At 71.5% G+C, this 16,314-nt stretch carries 16 protein-coding genes; 8 read left to right on the forward strand and 8 right to left on the reverse strand.

Going from position 1 to position 16,314, the window contains the following annotated elements; translation table 11 throughout:
- The coding region (locus CCR97_RS27580) for a glycosyltransferase (protein WP_201160071.1) at positions 1-663 on the forward strand (663 nt) is incomplete at its 5' end.
- On the opposite strand, the gene CCR97_RS27585 is transcribed toward CCR97_RS27580, so the two are convergent.
- Positions 647-1,696: a glycosyltransferase family 2 protein gene (locus tag CCR97_RS27585; RefSeq protein ID WP_111358175.1), complete on the reverse strand. Its 1,050-nt coding sequence runs from the start codon at positions 1,694-1,696 to the stop codon at positions 647-649. The two genes, CCR97_RS27580 and CCR97_RS27585, sit on opposite strands and share 17 nt — an antisense overlap.
- Before the next feature lie 192 nt (positions 1,697-1,888).
- On the opposite strand from CCR97_RS27585, the gene CCR97_RS27590 reads away from it, so the two are divergent.
- From CCR97_RS27590 to CCR97_RS27610, 5 genes are all read left to right on the forward strand, one after another.
- The gene (locus CCR97_RS27590) at positions 1,889-2,782 is read left to right on the forward strand and encodes a hypothetical protein (RefSeq protein ID WP_244670709.1); all 894 of its coding nucleotides are present in this window, start codon (positions 1,889-1,891) and stop codon (positions 2,780-2,782) included.
- A 13-nt stretch (positions 2,783-2,795) separates the two neighbouring features.
- On the forward strand, positions 2,796-3,968 hold the full coding sequence (locus CCR97_RS27595; protein WP_111358176.1) for a glycosyltransferase: 1,173 nt from the start codon (positions 2,796-2,798) through the stop codon (positions 3,966-3,968).
- 77 nt (positions 3,969-4,045) lie between these two features.
- The gene (locus CCR97_RS27600) at positions 4,046-5,902 is read left to right on the forward strand and encodes an ABC transporter ATP-binding protein (protein ID WP_338049149.1); all 1,857 of its coding nucleotides are present in this window, start codon (positions 4,046-4,048) and stop codon (positions 5,900-5,902) included.
- 45 nt (positions 5,903-5,947) lie between these two features.
- A complete protein-coding gene (locus tag CCR97_RS27605; protein WP_111358177.1) occupies positions 5,948-6,739 on the forward strand; it encodes an alpha/beta fold hydrolase in 792 nt (263 codons plus the stop codon).
- On the forward strand, positions 6,736-7,539 hold the full coding sequence (locus tag CCR97_RS27610) for an enoyl-CoA hydratase/isomerase family protein (protein WP_111358178.1): 804 nt from the start codon (positions 6,736-6,738) through the stop codon (positions 7,537-7,539). The genes CCR97_RS27605 and CCR97_RS27610 overlap by 4 nt, the downstream gene beginning before the upstream one ends.
- On the opposite strand, the gene CCR97_RS27615 is transcribed toward CCR97_RS27610, so the two are convergent.
- Both CCR97_RS27615 and CCR97_RS27620 read right to left on the reverse strand, forming a co-directional pair.
- Positions 7,540-8,163 (reverse strand): TetR/AcrR family transcriptional regulator, encoded by a 624-nt coding sequence (locus tag CCR97_RS27615; RefSeq protein ID WP_201160072.1) that lies wholly within the window; start codon positions 8,161-8,163, stop codon positions 7,540-7,542.
- On the reverse strand, positions 8,160-8,792 hold the full coding sequence (locus CCR97_RS27620) for a hypothetical protein (RefSeq protein ID WP_146618794.1): 633 nt from the start codon (positions 8,790-8,792) through the stop codon (positions 8,160-8,162). The genes CCR97_RS27615 and CCR97_RS27620 overlap by 4 nt, the downstream gene beginning before the upstream one ends.
- Positions 8,793-8,979: 187 nt before the next feature.
- Here CCR97_RS27620 and CCR97_RS27625 point away from each other — a divergent pair, with 187 nt between their 5' ends.
- The gene (locus CCR97_RS27625; RefSeq protein WP_111358180.1) at positions 8,980-10,086 is read left to right on the forward strand and encodes a RuBisCO large subunit C-terminal-like domain-containing protein; all 1,107 of its coding nucleotides are present in this window, start codon (positions 8,980-8,982) and stop codon (positions 10,084-10,086) included.
- 165 nt (positions 10,087-10,251) lie between these two features.
- Positions 10,252-10,725 carry a cupin domain-containing protein gene (locus tag CCR97_RS27630; RefSeq protein WP_111357927.1) on the forward strand — a complete coding sequence of 158 codons (474 nt, stop codon included), beginning with the start codon at positions 10,252-10,254 and terminating at the stop codon, positions 10,723-10,725.
- A gap of 223 nt (positions 10,726-10,948) precedes the next feature.
- Here CCR97_RS27630 and CCR97_RS27635 read toward each other — a convergent pair whose 3' ends face one another.
- The 5 genes from CCR97_RS27635 to CCR97_RS27655 all read right to left on the reverse strand — a co-directional run bounded on the left by CCR97_RS27635 (position 10,949) and on the right by CCR97_RS27655 (position 16,117).
- Positions 10,949-11,926: a Bug family tripartite tricarboxylate transporter substrate binding protein gene (locus CCR97_RS27635; protein ID WP_170145891.1), complete on the reverse strand. Its 978-nt coding sequence runs from the start codon at positions 11,924-11,926 to the stop codon at positions 10,949-10,951.
- A gap of 222 nt (positions 11,927-12,148) precedes the next feature.
- Entirely contained in the window at positions 12,149-12,640 is a 492-nt protein-coding gene (locus CCR97_RS27640) for a GlcG/HbpS family heme-binding protein (RefSeq protein ID WP_111357929.1), read from the reverse strand.
- A 48-nt stretch (positions 12,641-12,688) separates the two neighbouring features.
- Positions 12,689-14,038 carry an NAD(P)H-dependent oxidoreductase gene (locus CCR97_RS27645; protein ID WP_111357930.1) on the reverse strand — a complete coding sequence of 450 codons (1,350 nt, stop codon included), beginning with the start codon at positions 14,036-14,038 and terminating at the stop codon, positions 12,689-12,691.
- A 212-nt stretch (positions 14,039-14,250) separates the two neighbouring features.
- Positions 14,251-15,216 carry an ABC transporter substrate-binding protein gene (locus tag CCR97_RS27650; RefSeq protein WP_111357931.1) on the reverse strand — a complete coding sequence of 322 codons (966 nt, stop codon included), beginning with the start codon at positions 15,214-15,216 and terminating at the stop codon, positions 14,251-14,253.
- A gap of 319 nt (positions 15,217-15,535) precedes the next feature.
- Complete coding sequence (locus CCR97_RS27655) at positions 15,536-16,117, reverse strand: YqaA family protein (protein ID WP_111357932.1); 582 nt, start codon at positions 16,115-16,117, stop codon at positions 15,536-15,538.
- Between the last annotated feature and the right edge of the window lie 197 nt (positions 16,118-16,314).

Genomic DNA, 16,314 nt, shown 5'->3' on the forward strand with positions numbered 1-16,314 from the left:
CGCATCACGGTGCTGCCGCCGACCGGCGCGCCGGCGCGTCGGCAGCCGGGGCTGCGCCACGACGGCACCCGCGCCCGGATGCGCGCCACGCTCGGGCTCGCTGACGAGACGGTCTGGCTCGCCGTCGCGGTTCAGCCCGCGACCAAGGGGCTCGACCGCACCGTCGCGGCGCTCGCCGCCCGGCCGGAGGCCCGCCTGCTGGTCGCTGGGCTCGGCGCCCGCGACAAGGCGGCGCGCGACACCGTCCGGCTCGCCGCCAAGCTCGGGGTCGCCGACCGGATTCGCTGGCTCGGCCATCGCGAGGACATGCCGGCCGTGATGGCGGCGGCCGATCTCCTGGTCCATCCGGCCCGGCTCGACACCACCGGCACCGTGATCCTCGAGGCCGTCGTCAACGGCCTGCCCGTGGTCGCCTCCGGAATCTGCGGCTATGCCGAGCATGTCGCGCTGGCCGAGGCGGGCCTCGTGCTGCCCGAGCCGTTCGCCGAGGCGGACCTCGCCGCGGCGCTGGCGACGGCGGCGGACCCGGGCCGCCGCGCCGCCTGGTCGGCGAACGGCGCCGCCTATGGCGAGACGCCCGAGCTTTATGCGGGGCTGCAGACAGCGGCCGACGCGATCCTGGCGGTCGCGACCGAGCGGGCGGCGCTCAGGCGCGGCCGGTGAGCGCGCCGACGGCGAGCGCGATTCCGCGGCCGGGGTGCAGCCGCAGCATCCGCCACATCAGCCCGAGCCGCCCGGGCATCCCGAAGCCGGGCCGTTTTGCCAAAGCCAGCAAGGCCTTCTGGGCGAGCTTGCGCTCCCGGTGCGACAGCGGCGTCGGCGGCGCGAGCAGCGGGCCGAGATCGACCGGCCCGGTCGCCGCCGCGGCGGCGGGATCGGCCAGCGCCAGCACCCGGTAGAGCCGGGCATCCTCGGCGAAGGCCCCCGCCACGGCGGCCGGGTCGGCGAGATCGGGCGGGCCGGCGAGCGCATCGGCCGGATCCGGCAGGCCGGCCCGGCGGGCCGCGGCGGCGCGCTGCGCCAGCCGCACCGAGAAGCACTGCCGGACCTCCTTGCGGCTGGTGACGTTGCCGCCGTGCCAGCGGTAGCGGATCAGCGGCTCCGGCAGGTTGCCGACCTCCGCCACCTCGGCGACCCGCAGCCACAGGTCGTAGTCTTCGGCCGCCTCGAAGGCGGCCCGGTAGCCGCTGAGCCGGCGCACCAGGTCGGTGCGCAGCATCAGCGAGGAATGGATGAACGGGTTGGTCCGCTGGAGCAGCGCGACGAGCGCCCCCGGATCGGTCTCCGGCGTCAGCCGGCCGATCGGACGGCCGTCGGCATCGATCGTCTCGGCCCAGCTTCCGAGCAGCCCCAGGGAAGGCCGCGCCGTCATCGCGGAGAGTTGACGGGACAGCCGGTTCGGCATCGCGACGTCGTCGGCGTCGAGCCGGGCCAGATACGCGCCCCGCGCCGCTTCGACGCCCGTGTTCAGCGCCGCGACGAGGCCGCGTCCGCCGGTCGCGAACAGCCGCACCCGCGGGTCGCGGGCCGCCGCGGCGGCAAGAATCGCCGGCGTGTCGTCGGTCGAGCCGTCGTCGACGGCGAGGAGCTCCAGGTTCCCCATCTCCTGGCCGAGAACGCTGTCGAGCGCCTCGCGCAGGAACGGCCCGCCGTCGCGCACCGGCAGAACCACCGAAACCGTCACCCCAGCCGTCATCGACACCGTCGCCGCAACCGTCGCCCGAAACCGTCGTCCGAAACCCGCGTTCTCTTGGCGGGTTACTATAGTCGCCCCGGATCGCGGCGGCGACCCTGCCGCCCTCGGCCGGCGCGCCTGCGGACCCCCTCGGGCAAACCCGAGACTGGCGCAAACGGACCCGATTCCGTATGAGGAAGCATGCCGCGGGCGATGTCCGACTATAGCTGGCTCGAGTGGCTCCGGTTGCGGCCGCTCGTGCAGTCCCTCAAGACGGCGCGCTACCGCGCCGTCGACGCCGGCTATCGCCGCAAGCCCCCGGCCGCCGGCGACCTCGCCGCGGTCGGTCGCGCGATCGGCGGCCGCAACGCCCTGGTGACGATCGCCTTCGCCGACGTCAACGCCGCCCGCTGGCAGATCGCCCTGATCCGCCACTACGTGCCGGACGTCGTCCACGTCATCGTCGACAACTCGCCCGACGACGCGACGGCGGAGCGCATCCGGCACGTCGCCCGGGCCGAGGGGGCGCACTACCTGCAGCTGCCGCGCAACCCGTGGTCCGGCAAGGCGCCGAGCCGGTCGCACGGCCTCGCCCTCAACTGGACCTGGCACAACCTGATTCGCCCGGCCGTCCCGGCCGCCTTCGGCTTCATCGACGACGACCTGTTCCCGACCGGGCGGGACGACCCGTTCGCGCCGCTCGCCCGGCAGGACTGTTACGGCCAGGTGCGCCGGATCGGTAGCCGCTGGTTCCTGTGGGCCGGCTTCTGCATGTTCCGGTTCGACAAGGTCGCCGACCTGCCGCTCGACTTCGGCCAGGACTGGTTTCTCGGCCTCGACACCGGCGGCGGTAACTGGGAGCCGCTGTACAGCCGCCTCGACCTCGCCACCCTGGAGGAGGCCGAGACCCGCTTCGTGCCGTTCCGCCCCGGCCTCGCCGTGGAGGACGGCCCGCTGCAATGGGTCGGCCCTTGGCTGCACGAGGTCGGCCTGATGGGCCGGCCCGAGCTCGCCGAGGAGAAGCGCAACACGGTCGAGAGCCTCATCGCGCCGCATCTCGCGGCCGCCATGCGGCCGTTCGTCGAGAAGGAGCCGGCGTCGTCCTGACGCCCGCCGCCGCATGTCCGACATCACCTTGTCGAGCCCGATGGCGCCGGCCATGACCGCATCGCGCGAGACCGCGCCCGATCCGGACATCGCCGCGCGGCCGCCCCGCATCGATTCGCCCCGCATCGTCGAGGTCGGCCCGACCGCCTTCATGCATGCGGCGTTCCCGCAGACCACCACGTTCTTCTCGACCTGGCCGGACGAGACCCGGATGGATCCGGCGCAGGGCCGCCACGTCCCGACCTTCGGCACCCTGCCCGACCTCGCGGCCCGCCTCGCCGACCCTGATCTCGACCTCGTCGTCGTGCACGCGCCGGCCTTCGCGCCGTGGACTTTTCGGGCGCTCGGCCGGACGGTCTTCCGCCGCAGCGTGCTGCGCGGCGCGCTGCCGCTCGCCCGCGCGCTCGCCCCCCAGCTCGTCCGCCGGCGCGTCGCCGCCCCGATCGCCGTGCTCGACTTCGACGATCCCGCCGTGATCGACCGCGGCAACGCCTTCCTGCTCGACCGCGCTGTTGCCTACTTCAAGCGCGAGCTGCCGGCCGACCACTGGCAGGCCTTCACCGGCACGCTGCACTGGCGGGTGCCGACGCCACGCTTCCGCCGCGTGGCGAAGAACCGGCGCCGCATGGAGAAGCTCGCGCCGCTGTCGCTCGGCGTGCCGCTCGAGGTGTTCGCGCGCCCCTCGCCCGAGGTCGTGCCGGAGGCGGAGAAGACCGCCGACATCTTCTGGGCCGGCCGGGTGAAGGACTCCTCCACGGTACGTGAGAACGGCCTCGGCGAGCTGCTCGCGCTGCGCGACCACGGCATCGTCGTCGACGTGCCGGACGCGCCGCTGCCGCTCGACGCCTATCTGGCCCGGATGGCCCGCGCCCGCCTGGTGTGGACGCCGGAGGGCTACGGCTGGCAGTGCTTCCGTCTCTACGAAGCGGCGCTGTGCGGCTCGGTGCCGCTCGCCAACCAGCCGTCGATCGAGCGCCACGCGCCGCTGCTCGACGGCGAGCACGCGCTCTACTACGACGTCGAGCCGGGCGGCCTCGCGCGCGCCGTGACGGCCGCGCTCGCCGATCGCGCCGGCCTCGCCCGCATCGCGACGGCCGGCCGCGCCCACGTTCTCGCCCACCACACGCCGCCGGCGATCGCCCGCCACGTCGTCGACACCACGCTGCGCCTCGCCGGGGCGCGGTGAGGGCGTCGGTTGGACGCGCCGGGAGCGATCGACTACAGTCCCGCCGGCCGTCGGTCCGGCCCTTCAGCGAGTTCTCGATGACCAAGCTTTTCAATATGTTGGCGGGTCTGCTCCGGCTCCGGGGCAACACCGATCCGGCCGGCACCGTGGCGGTCCTGAAGCGGCTTCTCTCCGAGTACGGACGCGGCCACGCGAAGAGCTATGCGCTCGCCTTCTGCTTCATGGGCGTCGGCGCCGCGGCGACGGCGGCGACCGCCTATCTGATCGGCTCGGCCGTCAACGAGGTCTACGTCGACAAGAGCTTCGCCGGCGTCGCGGCCGTGTCGATCGCCGCGATCGTGATCTTCGTCTGCAAGGGATTCGCGACCTACGGCCAGGCCGTGACGCTCGCGCGCATCTCGAACCGCATCATCGCGGTCAACCAGAAGCGGATGTTCGACCGCCTGGTGCAGCAGAATCTGGGCTTCTACTCCGACAAGCACTCGTCCGAGTTCGTCGCCCGCATCAACTTCGGCGCCACCTCGGCCTCGGCCGTGCTCAACAGCCTGATCACGGCGCTCGGCCGCGACCTCCTCACGCTGATCGGCCTGATCTTCGTGATGGTGTACCAGCAGCCGCTGCTGTCGATCGTCGGCCTCCTGATCATGCCGCCGGCCGTGCTGGTGCTGCGCAAGCTGATCAAGCGGGTGCGCCAGATCACGCTCGCCCAGTTCGGCGGCACCATGATGATCCAGCAGGCCCTGCAGGAGACCGTGCAGGGCTTCAAGATCGTCAAGGCGTTCAACCTCGAAAACGTCATGCAGGAGCGGGTGCATCGCCACGTCGACACGATCGAGCAGGCCTCCAACAAGCTCGCCCGCGTGCAGAACCGCTCGACGCCGCTGATGGAGACGCTCGGCGGCCTGGCGATCGCGTCGGTGCTGCTGGTCGGCGGCTACAGCGTGCTCGTTCTCGACGCGACACCGGGCGGCTTCATCTCGTTCATCACCGCCTTCCTGCTCGCCTACGAGCCGGCCAAGCGGATCGCGCGGCTCAACATCGAGCTGCAGTCGAACCTGGTCGGCGTGCGCATCCTGTTCGATCTGCTCGACCTGCCGGTGCCCCCGGCCGACACCCGCACGACCGCCCTGAAGGTCACCGAGGGTGCGGTGCGGTTCGAGAATGTCGGCTTCTCCTACCGGCCGGGCGAACCGGTGCTCAAGGACGTGTCGTTCGAGGCGGCGCCGCATCGCATCTCCGCCTTCGTCGGCGCCTCGGGCAGCGGCAAGTCGACCATCTTCAACCTGCTGCTCGGGCTCTACGCGCCGCAATCGGGCCGCATCCTGATCGACGGCCAGGACATCGCCACGGTGTCGTCGGCGTCGCTGCGCCGCGCCTTCGCCTATGTGGGCCAGGACGTCTACCTGTTCCACGGCACGATCCGCGAGAACATCGCGCTCGGACGCATCGGCGCCTCCGAGGACGAGATCGTCGCGGCCGCCAAGGCGGCCTACGCGCACGACTTCATCACGGCGTTTCCGGACGGCTACGACACCAGGGTCGGCGAGCAGGGCGCGCAGCTCTCCGGCGGCCAGCGCGCCCGAATCGCGATCGCCCGCGCCCTTCTGCGCGACGCGCCGATCGTGCTGCTGGACGAGCCGACCGCGGCGCTCGACTCGGAGGCCGAGGCTTTCGTGCAGGCCGCGATGGGCGAGCTGATCAAGGGCCGCACCACGCTGGTGATCGCGCACCGGCTCTACACCATCGCCCATGCCGACCGCATCCACGTGGTCGAGCAGGGCGAGATCGCCGAGGCCGGCCGCCACGAGGAGCTCTTGAGGAACGGCCAGCGCTACGCCACCTTCCATCAGCTCCGCCTGTCGGAGCCCGATGCCGAGCCCGGGGCCGGGGCCGGCGACACGGCCACCGGCGCCGAACTGGCCGCGGCCGGCTGAACGGCGGCGCCGCATCCGAGGGCGAGCAGCAGAACGGACGACATCATGCGGGTGGCGGCGAACGGCATCGCGCTGGAATGCACGATCGAGGGGCCGCAGGGCGCGCCCTGCATCGTGTTCAGCAACTCGCTCGCGACCAATCGTTCGATGTGGGACGGTCAGGCCGCGGCGCTGCGCGAGACCCATCGGGTGCTGCGCTACGACCAGCGCGGCCACGGCGCGAGCGACGCACCGGCCGGCCCTTATGATTTCGATCTCCTGATCGCCGATCTCGCCGCGCTGCTCGACGCCGTCGGCGTCACCCGCTGCAGCCTGGTCGGCCTGTCGATGGGCGGCTCGACCGTGCTCGGCTACGCGGCGCGTCACCCCGAGCGGGTCGACCGCGTCGTCGCCTGCGACACCTCGGCCGCATCCTCCCCGGAGTCCGCACGCGCCTGGGCCGAGCGCATCGCGCTCGCCCGTGCCGAGGGCATGGCGGCGCTGGTCGAGCCGACCGTGACGCGCTGGTGCCCGCCCGCGATCGTGGCGGCCAATCCACCCCATCTCGACAAGCTGCGCAAGATGATCAGGACGACGCCGGTCGAGGGCTTCGCCGGCTGCGCCGCGGCGCTCGCCGATCACGACCTGCGGCCCGCGGCCGCGACCATCACGCGGCCGACCCTGTTCGTCGTCGGCGAGAAGGACGGGACCACGCCGGCCGCGATGCGCCGCCTCGCCGATGCGCTGCCGGGCGCGGGCTTTGCGGTGATTCCCGGCGCCGGCCACATCGCAAACATGGACGCGCCCGACGCCTTCGACCGCGTCGTTCTCGATTTCCTCGCAGGAGCGGCGGCGTGAGCGGCACGCATGTTCACGTCGCGCGCGACGCCCGCGGCGTCGCCACCCTGACGCTCGACCGGCCCGACAAGGGCAACGCCTACGACGGCGACATGCTGGAGCGGCTGTTCGCGCTGATCGGCGCCGTGTCCGAGAACCCGGCGGTGCGCTGCGTGGTGCTGCGCGGCAACGGCAAGCACTTCGGCGTCGGCGGCGACGTCGTCGGCGATCCCGACGCGCATAGCGGCCGGCCGGACGGGACGGGCGTGCCGATGCCGTCCGTGTGCCTCGCGCTCGATGCCTGCCCGAAGCCGACGATCGCGCTCGTGCACGGCGCCTGCATGGGCGGCGCCTTCGCGCTCGCCGCCTGCTGCGACGTGCTGATCGCCGCCGACGACGCACGCTTCGCCGTGCCGGAGCTGCGGCTCGGCTTTCCGGTCGCGCCCTATGTGCCGCTGTTCGAGCGGGCGCTCGGGCCGCGGGCGCTGCGCCGTCTGCTGATCACGGGCGAGGCGATCGGTGCCGAGGAGGCGCTGCGGCTCGGCGTCGCCCACCGACTGTGCGCGACCGCCGACAGGGAGACCGCACTCGACGAGACCATCACGTCGGTGCTGCTGTCGGCCCCGCGAGCGACCGCCGAGGCGAAGGAGGATCTCCGCGCCCTGCGCGGGCTCGCGCCGACCCCGGAGCTGATGGCGTCGCTCGCCGAAAAGTTCCGCCGCGGCTTTCTGGCGCCCGAAGGCGTCGAGGGCCGCGCCGCCTTCGCGGCGCGCCGGCGTCCGTCCTGGGCGCCGCCGGAGCCGCCGACTCAGCGGAGCTGATCAGTCCAGCCGTCGCGGCCGGCCGGCGAGGCCGGTGAGCGCCAGATGCGTCAGCCGGTCGGCGAGCCGCTCGACCATGGCGTTGTCGTAGCGCAGCCCGAACGGCGCCGCGCGGAATACGTCGCGATTGCGCACGAACGGCATCGCCTGGTTCATCAGCCAGGCGGTGGCGACCGCCACCTCCTCGTTGGAGGCGTCGGGCGGCAGCAGCTTTCGCGCGATGCTCGATGCGCTCGCGACCGCCGGCGCCCGGCCGGAGGCGAGGAACTGCTTGTAGGGCCGCGACGGCTGCATGTCCTCCCAGGCGAAGACCTTGAGGTAGCGGCCGATGGTGTTCCGCCGCAGCACCGGGCGGAGCTGGTCGCGGATCAGGTCGCGCAGCATCTCCTCGGGCGGCCGCTCGTCCGGATCGGCGAAGCCGCCGGCCGTCGGATCGGTGCCCGCGAAGGCCGACGAGGCGGCCTGCAGAACCTCCTGATAGAGGCCTTCCTTGTTGCCGAAATAGTGCTTCACGGCAGCCGGATTGGCGCGTGCCCGCTGGCAGATCCGCCGCACCGACGCGCCCGCGTAGCCGTGATCGGCGAACACCGCGAGGGCGGCGCGCAGAAGCCTTTCGCGGGTCAAGGCAGGACGTCGAGCAGGGATCCGATCGAACTCGTGACGCGGTGTTTCCATTCGAGCACCTTGCTGGTCGCCGACTCGGCGGCGGACCGCACGAGCCGGAGCGATGAACCGAAGGTCCAGTGACCGTCGCGGCCGGTGCCCTCGACGCGGTCCTCGGAGGTTCGAGCGAGGGCCACGAGGTCGAGCGGCGGCGATACGGTCGGGGGCTCGATGGAGGCCGTGGCGCCCGGCGCCGCGGCAGGTGGTGCGAGCGCCGCGCTTGGCGGCACCGCTCGCGGCGGCGTCGGACTTTGCGCCGTCGTCGCAGCACGACTGCGGTCGGACCGTTCTGGCCGGGCCGCGAGCCGCTCCGGTTCCGGCTCGGGGCGTGCCACGGGCGCAGGCGCCCGGTCCGCCATCGCGACGGTGACGGGCACCGACACGCCGACGGGCGGCTCGATCCGAGTGGTCGCACGGAGTATCGGGACGGGCGGCCGTGGCGGCCCGTCCGGTGACGACGTGTCCTGGATGGCCGAGAGCAAGAGCGTCGCCGCGGTCGTCGCCGTTCCCGCGATCGCCGTTCCCTTCGCAAAACGCAAGACGAGCGCACGCGCCGTCGCGCTCCGAAGGAGCCTCGACCAGCCCACCATTCACTAACTCCCCCAGTCCCCCGAGACGAATTTGGCCACGGTTTCGTGGCGGAGATGGGGCTTTGGCGTGACAGTCCCGGTTCGGGAATTTGGCGCGTACGCCCGCCGGGCGATGTGCTAGGACCGTGCGGATCAGCCACAGCTGGTTCATTTTCCAGATGTTTTCGGTTCGTTGGAGTGAGGTGTCGTGAACCGCCGTATCGAGGTCACGTATGTGGTGCGCTGTCCTGCGGCGGAGATCGATTCGCGCGCGACGGCGCTCGCGATCGAGCAGAGCGTCGAGATGCCGTTGTCGGCCATCACCGATTCGGCCGTGCTGGAGGAGATCGTCGGACGCGTCGAGCGAATCGCGCCGGCCGGCGACGGCTGCTTCACCGTCACGATCGGCCTCGCCGACGCCACCATCGGGACCGACGCCGGCCAGCTCCTCTCGATGCTGTTCGGCAACTCGTCGCTGCACGACGACGTGGTGCTGTCCGACGTGGATGTCCCGGCCGCGACCGCGGCGGCGTTCGGCGGTCCGCATCACGGCATCGCGGGGTTTCGCGAGCGGATCGGGGCGCCCGGCCGCGCCCTCACGGCGACGACGCTGAAGCCGCAGGGCCTGTCGGCCCGGGCGCTCGCCGCGCTCGCCGAACAGTTCGCCGAGGGCGGCATCGACCTCATCAAGGACGATCACGGCATCGCCGACCAGCCGGCGGCACCGTTCGCCGAGCGGGTGCCACGCATCGCGGAGAGCATGCGAGCCGCCGGCTCGCGCAGCGGGCGCACGACCCTCTACGTGCCGAATCTCTCCGGCGATCTCGACCGCATGCGCACCCAGGTCGCCTGCGCCCGCGCCGCCGGCGTCCGCGCCGTGATGGTGGCGCCCATGGTGGCGGGCTTCGCCACGGTCCACACGCTGGTGGCCGAGTGCCCCGACATTCTGTTCGTCGCCCATCCGGCGCTCGGCGGAGCCAGCCGCATCGCGCCGCCGCTGCTGTTCGGCAAGCTGTTCCGCCTGATCGGCGCCGACGCGGTGGTCTACCCGAACTACGGCGGCCGCTTCGGCTGGACGGCGGAGACCTGCCGGGCGCTCGCCGCGGCCGCCCGCACGCCCTGGCACGGCCTCGCGCCGAGCCTGCCGGTGCCGGCCGGCGGCATGACGCGCGCCCGCGTGCCGGAGCTGCTCGAGGTCTACGGTGCCGACACGATGCTGCTGATCGGCGGCGCGCTGCTCGACACGAAGGACGATCTCGTCGCCGCCACGGCCGACCTCGTGGCCGCCGTGCACCGACATGATTACATGAAATGAGCCGGTCGTTCCGGGGCGCGGGCGCAGCCCGCGAGCCCGGAACCCATAACCCCGGTCGCACGTGAGCAACCGACACAGGGGATATGGATTCCGGGCTCGCGGACCTGAAGGTCCGCGCCCCGGAATGACCGAAACCGAGATCGAGAACGAGGCGACGGCGATACCATGACCAGCGACCCGACGGCTCCGAACAGCTTCCGCAAGGCCGAGCAAGACTTCCGCTGGGAGGGCGTCGAGGCGCGGCCCTACAAGGAGGACGAGCGGGCGCTGTTCAAGGCGGTGTCGCGCCAGATCCTGTTCTCGGATCCGAACCTCGCCGGCGAGCTGCGCTATTTCGAGGTCGACGCCGGCGGGTTCTCGACGCTGGAGCGCCACCAACACGTCCACGGCGTGATGATTTTTCGCGGACGCGGGCATTGCCTCGTGGGCGACGCGGTGCGCGAGGTCGGCGAGCGCGACCTCGTCCACATCCCGCCGATGACCTGGCACCAGTTCCGCGCCACCAAGGGCGAGCCGCTCGGCTTCCTGTGCATGGTCGACGCGGTGCGCGACAAGCCGCAGCTGCCCACGCCCGACGATCTCGCCGCGCTGGAAGAGAACCCCGACATCGCCGCCTTCCTGCGCGGCACGCCGCGGTAACACGTTTTCAGTTCCGAAGCGCATCTGTTCCGCTCGTCCCCGCGAAGGCGCTCCGGGATGCACACTTCGCGTGCCACCCAAAAAGGCGTCATGCGCGGGCTCGACCCGCGCAGCCATCATCTTCATCAAAAGCCATTTGGCGCAGAGAGATGGATCGCCGGGTCAAGCCCGGCGATGACGTCGGAGGGGGTGGCCCGCGGCCGCCCCTCGCCGCCCCGCCACCTCAGTCGATGCTCACGCCGGCGGCCTGGACGACCGGGCCGAAGCGGGCGCGCTCGCGCTCGATGAAGGCTGCGGCCTTGGCCGGCGAGGAGTCCGTCACCGGATCGATGCCGATCCGGCTGAGCTGAGCCTGGACGTCGGGCTCCGCCATGACGCGGCGGGTCGCCTCGGCCAGCACCGCGAGCTCGGGCGCCGGCGTCCCCTTGGGCGCCGCCACGACGTTCCACAGGCCGGCCTCGAAGCCCTTGGTGCCGAGCGCCTCGTCGACGGTCGGGATGTCGGGCGCGAGCTCGGAGCGCTTCGCCGCCGCGACCGCCAGAATGCGCGCCTTGCCGCCGCGGTGCTGCTCGATCGAGGTGCCGAGCGTGTCGATCACCATGCCGACCTGGTTGCCGATCAGGTCGTTCATGGCGGGCGCCGAGCCCTTGTAGGGAATGTGCGGGATGTCGAGGCGGCCGGCCTCGGTCTTGAACATCTCGCCGGCGAGGTGGAGGAACGTCCCGGTGCCGGGCGAGCCGTATTGCAGCTTGCCCGGATTGGCCTTCACGGCGGCGACCAGGGCGGCGAGGTCGGCCGGTCCGGACGGATGCACGACCACCACGGCCGGCGCCGAGCCGACGATGGCGACCGGCGCGAAGTCCTTCAGCGAATCGTATTTCGGCGCCTTGGAGAGCAGATTGTAGAGGCCGTGCGTCGAGGCGGTGCCGAACAGCAGCGTGTAGCCGTCGGCGTTCGCGCGGGCGACCTCGGTCGAGCCGATGGCGCCGGCGGCGCCCGGCTTGTTCTCGACCACCATGGGCTGGCCGAGCACAACCGACATGCGGGTCGCGTACTGCCGGGCGAACACGTCGGTCGGGCCGCCCGCCGGGAACGGCACGACCAACCGGATCGGATGGCGCGGATAGGTTTCCTGCGCGGCGAGCGGTGAGAGCGACAAGCCGAGGCAGAGCGCCACGGTCGCGACGAGCTTGCTGATCATGGTCGTCTCTCCTCGATACAGTCGGGGGTTTCGGTAGCGGCGCCGAGCGTTACGGCGGGCCTTGCGCGTCATTCACCTGATCATTTCGCTTGTCATTCCGGGGCGGCGCACGGCGCCGAACCCGGAATCCAGCCCGGAACGCGGAGCTTGCCGCTGGAGTCCGGGTTCGCGTTCGCCGCGCCCCGGAATGACGGCGAGCTCATGAAGCGGAACCGGCCTCAATCACAAGCCCGCGTCGCGCCAGTTGTCGGCCGGCTGCTCCGGATGCGGCGTCAGCCCGGCGCGCTGCACGGCCGTGATGGCCGCGTACTCGTCCTTGTCGGAAGCGTCGCCGCTGATGCCGACCGCGCCGATCACCTCGCCGGCCGCGTTCCTGATCAGGACGCCGCCCGGCACCGGGATGAAGCGGCCGTCGGAGGCGGCGGCGAGCGCGCTCTGGAACGCCGTCCGCTCGCGCAGCCGGTCCCGGATGGTGCGACTCGAGATGCCCATGCCGAGCGCGCCCCAGGCCTTGCCGGTGGCGATGGCGGCGCGCAGGATGCCCGACCCGTCCTCGCGCTTGAGCACGACGGTGTGGCCGCCGGCGTCCAGCACCGCGACGGTGAGCGGCAGCAGGCCGGCCTCGCGGCCGGCGGCGATCGCCTCGTTCGCGATCGTGTCGGCGGTCGCGAGCGGCAGCGCGACCTGCAGGCGATGGACGTAATAGTCGCTCATGAACGTGCTCCCTGTTTCGCACCGGCGACGGTGCGCCTCGTCGTTCGCTCAGCCGGACCTCCGGCCGAACGCCGCCTCCATATCGCGCCGCGTCTTCACGGCGATGTCGGTCGCGTCGATCGCGACGTCGTCCCAGCGCAGCGCGGCGCCCAAAGGCACGTCGCGCGTCAGCGTCACGCCGTGCGCGAGGCCGAGCGGCAGCAGGCCGTCGGCGAGCGAGCGCGCGGCCGGCGTCTGCCGGCCCCAGACGCAGAAGCCGCCCTCGCCGTCCAGCACCTCGCCCGCCTTCAGCGCGCGCTTGGCCGTGGCGACGACGTCGGAGCGGAACCCGGTCGGCGCACCCGTCGGCTCGCGGCGCAGCGCCGCGCTCGCAACTGAAATCCCGAGCTCGAGCCCGATCATGTGGATCGGCCGGTAGAGCGCGGCGTAGCGCCCGCTGGTGTCGGGCAGCATCGCGTATTCCTTGAAGCAGCGCCGCGCATACGCGGTCTCGCCCTCGATCACGACATAGGTGCCGAGCGCGAGGTGATGCGGCACGTCCGCGCCCTGGCGGTCGACCGAGGAGACCACCTCGGTGACGCCGGCTTTCTCCAGCGTGCCGCCGTCGCGCTCCGGCTTGCACACCTCGGCGAGAGCGAAACGGGTCGCCGGCGGGAAGCGCAGGCCGTCCGACTGCGGCACCAGGCCGGTCGCGTTGCACACCGCCGTCATCTCGATCGCCGACTTGGTGCCGTCGACGAAGGAGTTGAACATCTTCGGATTGATCGAGCCGCGATCCTTGATCGACAGATACTTGTCGAGGATGTCCCACACCGTGTCGGGCGTCGAAGCGTGGTAGTGCGGCTCGTACCGCGTGCCCTTGCCCGCGGCGATCACCTCGAAGCCGCAGGCGCGCGCCCAGTCGACATGCTCGCAGATCAGCGCCGGCTGATCTCCCCAGGCGAGGCTGTAGACGACGCCGGCTTTTCGCGCCCGCTCGGCGAGCAGCGGGCCGGCGAGCGCGTCGGCCTCGACATTGACCATCACGACATGCTTGCCGTTCTGAATCGCGGCGAGGGCGTGCGTGATGCCGGCCGCCGGACCGCCGGTCGCCTCGACGATCACCTCGACCCCGGCATGGGCGATCAGCGCGGCGGCGTCCGGTCCGACATGGGTCTTTCCCGATGTCAGCGCGTCATCGAGCGAGGTCGCGGTGGAGCGCTCCGGCTCCCAGCCGACGGTGGCGAGCTGGCGCTGTGCGCGTGCCGGGTCGAGATCGGCGATGCCGACGACGTGCAGGCCGCGCGTCAGCCGCGCCTGCGCCAGGAACATCGCGCCGAACTTGCCCGCCCCGATCAGCCCGACCGTGACGGGTTTTCCGGCGGCCTCGCGGCCGAGGAGCATCTGGGAGAGGTTCATGGTGCGGACCTCGGAGTGATCGGCCGATCCTCGCGGGCGGGCCTTTCCGTCCCGTCATTCCGGAAGCCGACCGCAGGTCGGCTGTCCGGAATCCATAACCCCGGTCTGTGAGTATGGATTCCGGGCTCGCCGCGGAGCCTGTGCCCGGACGGCGCATGGCGCCGATCCGGGTGCCGCGCCCCGGAATGACGGCTGACGGAGCGCGCGCCCGCTCACATGCCGGCGATCGCCTTCTGATAATAGGACAGGTCGACGTAGTCGGCCGCCGGCTTGGTCGGCTTGCCGGTGTGCTTGGTGCGCAGCGCCAGCACGTTCTCGAAGCCCTTCATGTCGAGCGCCGCGTCCTTCGGCATGCCGGCGAGCAGCAGGCCGTAGCCGGCGGTCGCGACCTCCTCGGGCAGCTTGAGATTGTCGGAGACGAGCTTGATCGCGGCCGCCTTGTTCTTCGGGTCGGTCGACCAGCGCACGCCCTCGACATAGGCCGACAGATACTTGACCAGCGTGTCGGAGTTCTCGCGCGCCCACTTGGCGATCACGAAGCCGGCCGAGGCCTGGTACGGGCCGATCACCTTGGTCGCCTCGCCCATGTCCTTGAGGCCGGCCTTCTGGGCGCGCAACGAGAACGGCGGGTTGAGCATGGTGGCGGCGAGCGTCTTGTCGGCGAGGAGCGCATCGACCCGCTTCATCGTCGCGCCGACCACCTGCACCTTGTAGTCCTTCTCGCGCTCGAGGCCGGCGGAGCGCAGGATCTCGTAGAGCTGGAACGCATAGGCCGTGTTGGTCGCGTCGACCGCGACGGTCTTGCCGCGCAGATCCTTGATGTCGGAAATGTCGGGCTGGACGAACAGCCGGTTCATGCCGTCGTCGCCGCCGACGACGATCTTGGCGTCGGCGCCGGCCATCTCGACCATGGCGACCGAATTGTCGGAGGCGGCGTGGACGACCTGGAAGCGCCCGTCGGCGAGGCCGTTGCGCAGCTCGTCCGAGTTCGGCGCGATCTTGATGTCGACCTCGAGCCCGCGCTTGGCGAACAGGCCCTGCGACTGCGCCGCGAACAGCGGCAGGTTCTGCATGCCAGCGAACACCATGATGGTGAGCTTGGTCTGCGCCGCGGCGGGCCCCGATCCGGCGATCAGGGCGGCGGTCGCGGCCGCGAGGGCGAGGGTTTTTGCGCGCATGAGGGCTCCTTGGCAGTCTTTCTCGTCGGGCTGGATGGAACATCGCAGGGGGGCGAGCAGGCGCACGTCGGCACCACCGCAAGGCGGTGCCGCGAAGCACGACACGATCAGGGCTGTCGAAGTGACGTCACGCGGAAGCCTCCCGGCGGGCGGATCTTGGTCGTCCGCCTCGCCGTCACTCTAGAGCGAAACCAGTGCGGCTGGGAATGCTCCGCGCACGCATGCGCGCTCTTTCGGGGCCGCGACCGGCGCATGACGCCATCCGAAACGCCGCCCTTCGTCGGGGCCGGCCGGGCGCCGGCACCGGCACCCGTCCATGTCACATGACATACAGAGCTGCGACGATGCCGCCGATCAGCACGATCAGGAAGATCGTGAACCAGAAGCCGAGGCGCTTCTCGATGTGCTCGCGGGCGACCGGCCCGTAACGCTGCAGCAGGAAGGCCGAGAGGAAAAAGCGCGCGCCCCGGGTGATCACCGAGAACAGCACGAACAGGAAGAAGTTGTAGCCGGCGAAGCCGGACGTGATCGTGACGATCTTGTAGGGGATCGGGGTGACGCCCTTGATCAGGATGATCAGCGAGCCCCACTTGGCGTAGGCCTCGCGAAACGCCTCGACCTTGTCGCCGTAGCCGTAGAGCGAGATCAGCCACAGGCCGACCGAGTCGTACAGGTAGGCGCCGATCGCATAGCCGAGAATGCCGCCCAGCACCGACGTGATGGTGCAGACCAGGGCGTAGTAATAGGCCTTGTCCGGGCGCGCGAGCGCCATCGGAATCAGCATGGTGTCGGGCGGAATCGGAAAGAACGAGCTTTCCGCGAACGACACCGTGCCGAGCGCCCAGGTGGCGTGCGGCTTGCCCGCGGCGCCGATGCACCAGTCGTAAAGCTTCCTCAACATGGCCGCCTGCTTAGCGGGGGCGGCCCGGAAAGTCCATGCGGCCCGGTCCGTCGCGGCCGCCGATCCGGTGAGGCCCGACGCCGCGGTCGACGCCGATCGTGCCCAGGACGCGTCACCTTCGCCGCGGCCGATCGCGGAAAACGGGTTCAACACGCCACGCCGGGGGATTATCTCTCCCCCATGCCCAGCTCCCCGCC

The sequence above is a fragment of the Rhodoplanes elegans genome (assembly GCF_016653355.1).
Taxonomy (GTDB): Bacteria; Pseudomonadota; Alphaproteobacteria; order Rhizobiales; family Xanthobacteraceae; genus Rhodoplanes; species Rhodoplanes elegans.

What these genes read in the sequence shown, in the direction of transcription:
- CCR97_RS27630 (WP_111357927.1), top strand. Translation starts at nt 10,252, where the DNA reads ATGACCAGCGACCCGACGGCTCCGAACAGCTTCCGCAAGGCCGAGCAA.
- CCR97_RS27590 (WP_244670709.1), top strand. Translation starts at nt 1,889, where the DNA reads ATGTCCGACTATAGCTGGCTCGAGTGGCTCCGGTTGCGGCCGCTCGTG.
- CCR97_RS27585 (WP_111358175.1), bottom strand. Translation starts at nt 1,696, where the DNA reads ATGACGGCTGGGGTGACGGTTTCGGTGGTTCTGCCGGTGCGCGACGGC.
- CCR97_RS27620 (WP_146618794.1), bottom strand. Translation starts at nt 8,792, where the DNA reads ATGGTGGGCTGGTCGAGGCTCCTTCGGAGCGCGACGGCGCGTGCGCTC.
- CCR97_RS27600 (WP_338049149.1), top strand. Translation starts at nt 4,046, where the DNA reads ATGACCAAGCTTTTCAATATGTTGGCGGGTCTGCTCCGGCTCCGGGGC.
- CCR97_RS27650 (WP_111357931.1), bottom strand. Translation starts at nt 15,216, where the DNA reads ATGCGCGCAAAAACCCTCGCCCTCGCGGCCGCGACCGCCGCCCTGATC.
- CCR97_RS27645 (WP_111357930.1), bottom strand. Translation starts at nt 14,038, where the DNA reads ATGAACCTCTCCCAGATGCTCCTCGGCCGCGAGGCCGCCGGAAAACCC.
- CCR97_RS27605 (WP_111358177.1), top strand. Translation starts at nt 5,948, where the DNA reads ATGCGGGTGGCGGCGAACGGCATCGCGCTGGAATGCACGATCGAGGGG.
- CCR97_RS27655 (WP_111357932.1), bottom strand. Translation starts at nt 16,117, where the DNA reads ATGTTGAGGAAGCTTTACGACTGGTGCATCGGCGCCGCGGGCAAGCCG.
- CCR97_RS27595 (WP_111358176.1), top strand. Translation starts at nt 2,796, where the DNA reads ATGTCCGACATCACCTTGTCGAGCCCGATGGCGCCGGCCATGACCGCA.
- CCR97_RS27635 (WP_170145891.1), bottom strand. Translation starts at nt 11,926, where the DNA reads ATGATCAGCAAGCTCGTCGCGACCGTGGCGCTCTGCCTCGGCTTGTCG.
- CCR97_RS27640 (WP_111357929.1), bottom strand. Translation starts at nt 12,640, where the DNA reads ATGAGCGACTATTACGTCCATCGCCTGCAGGTCGCGCTGCCGCTCGCG.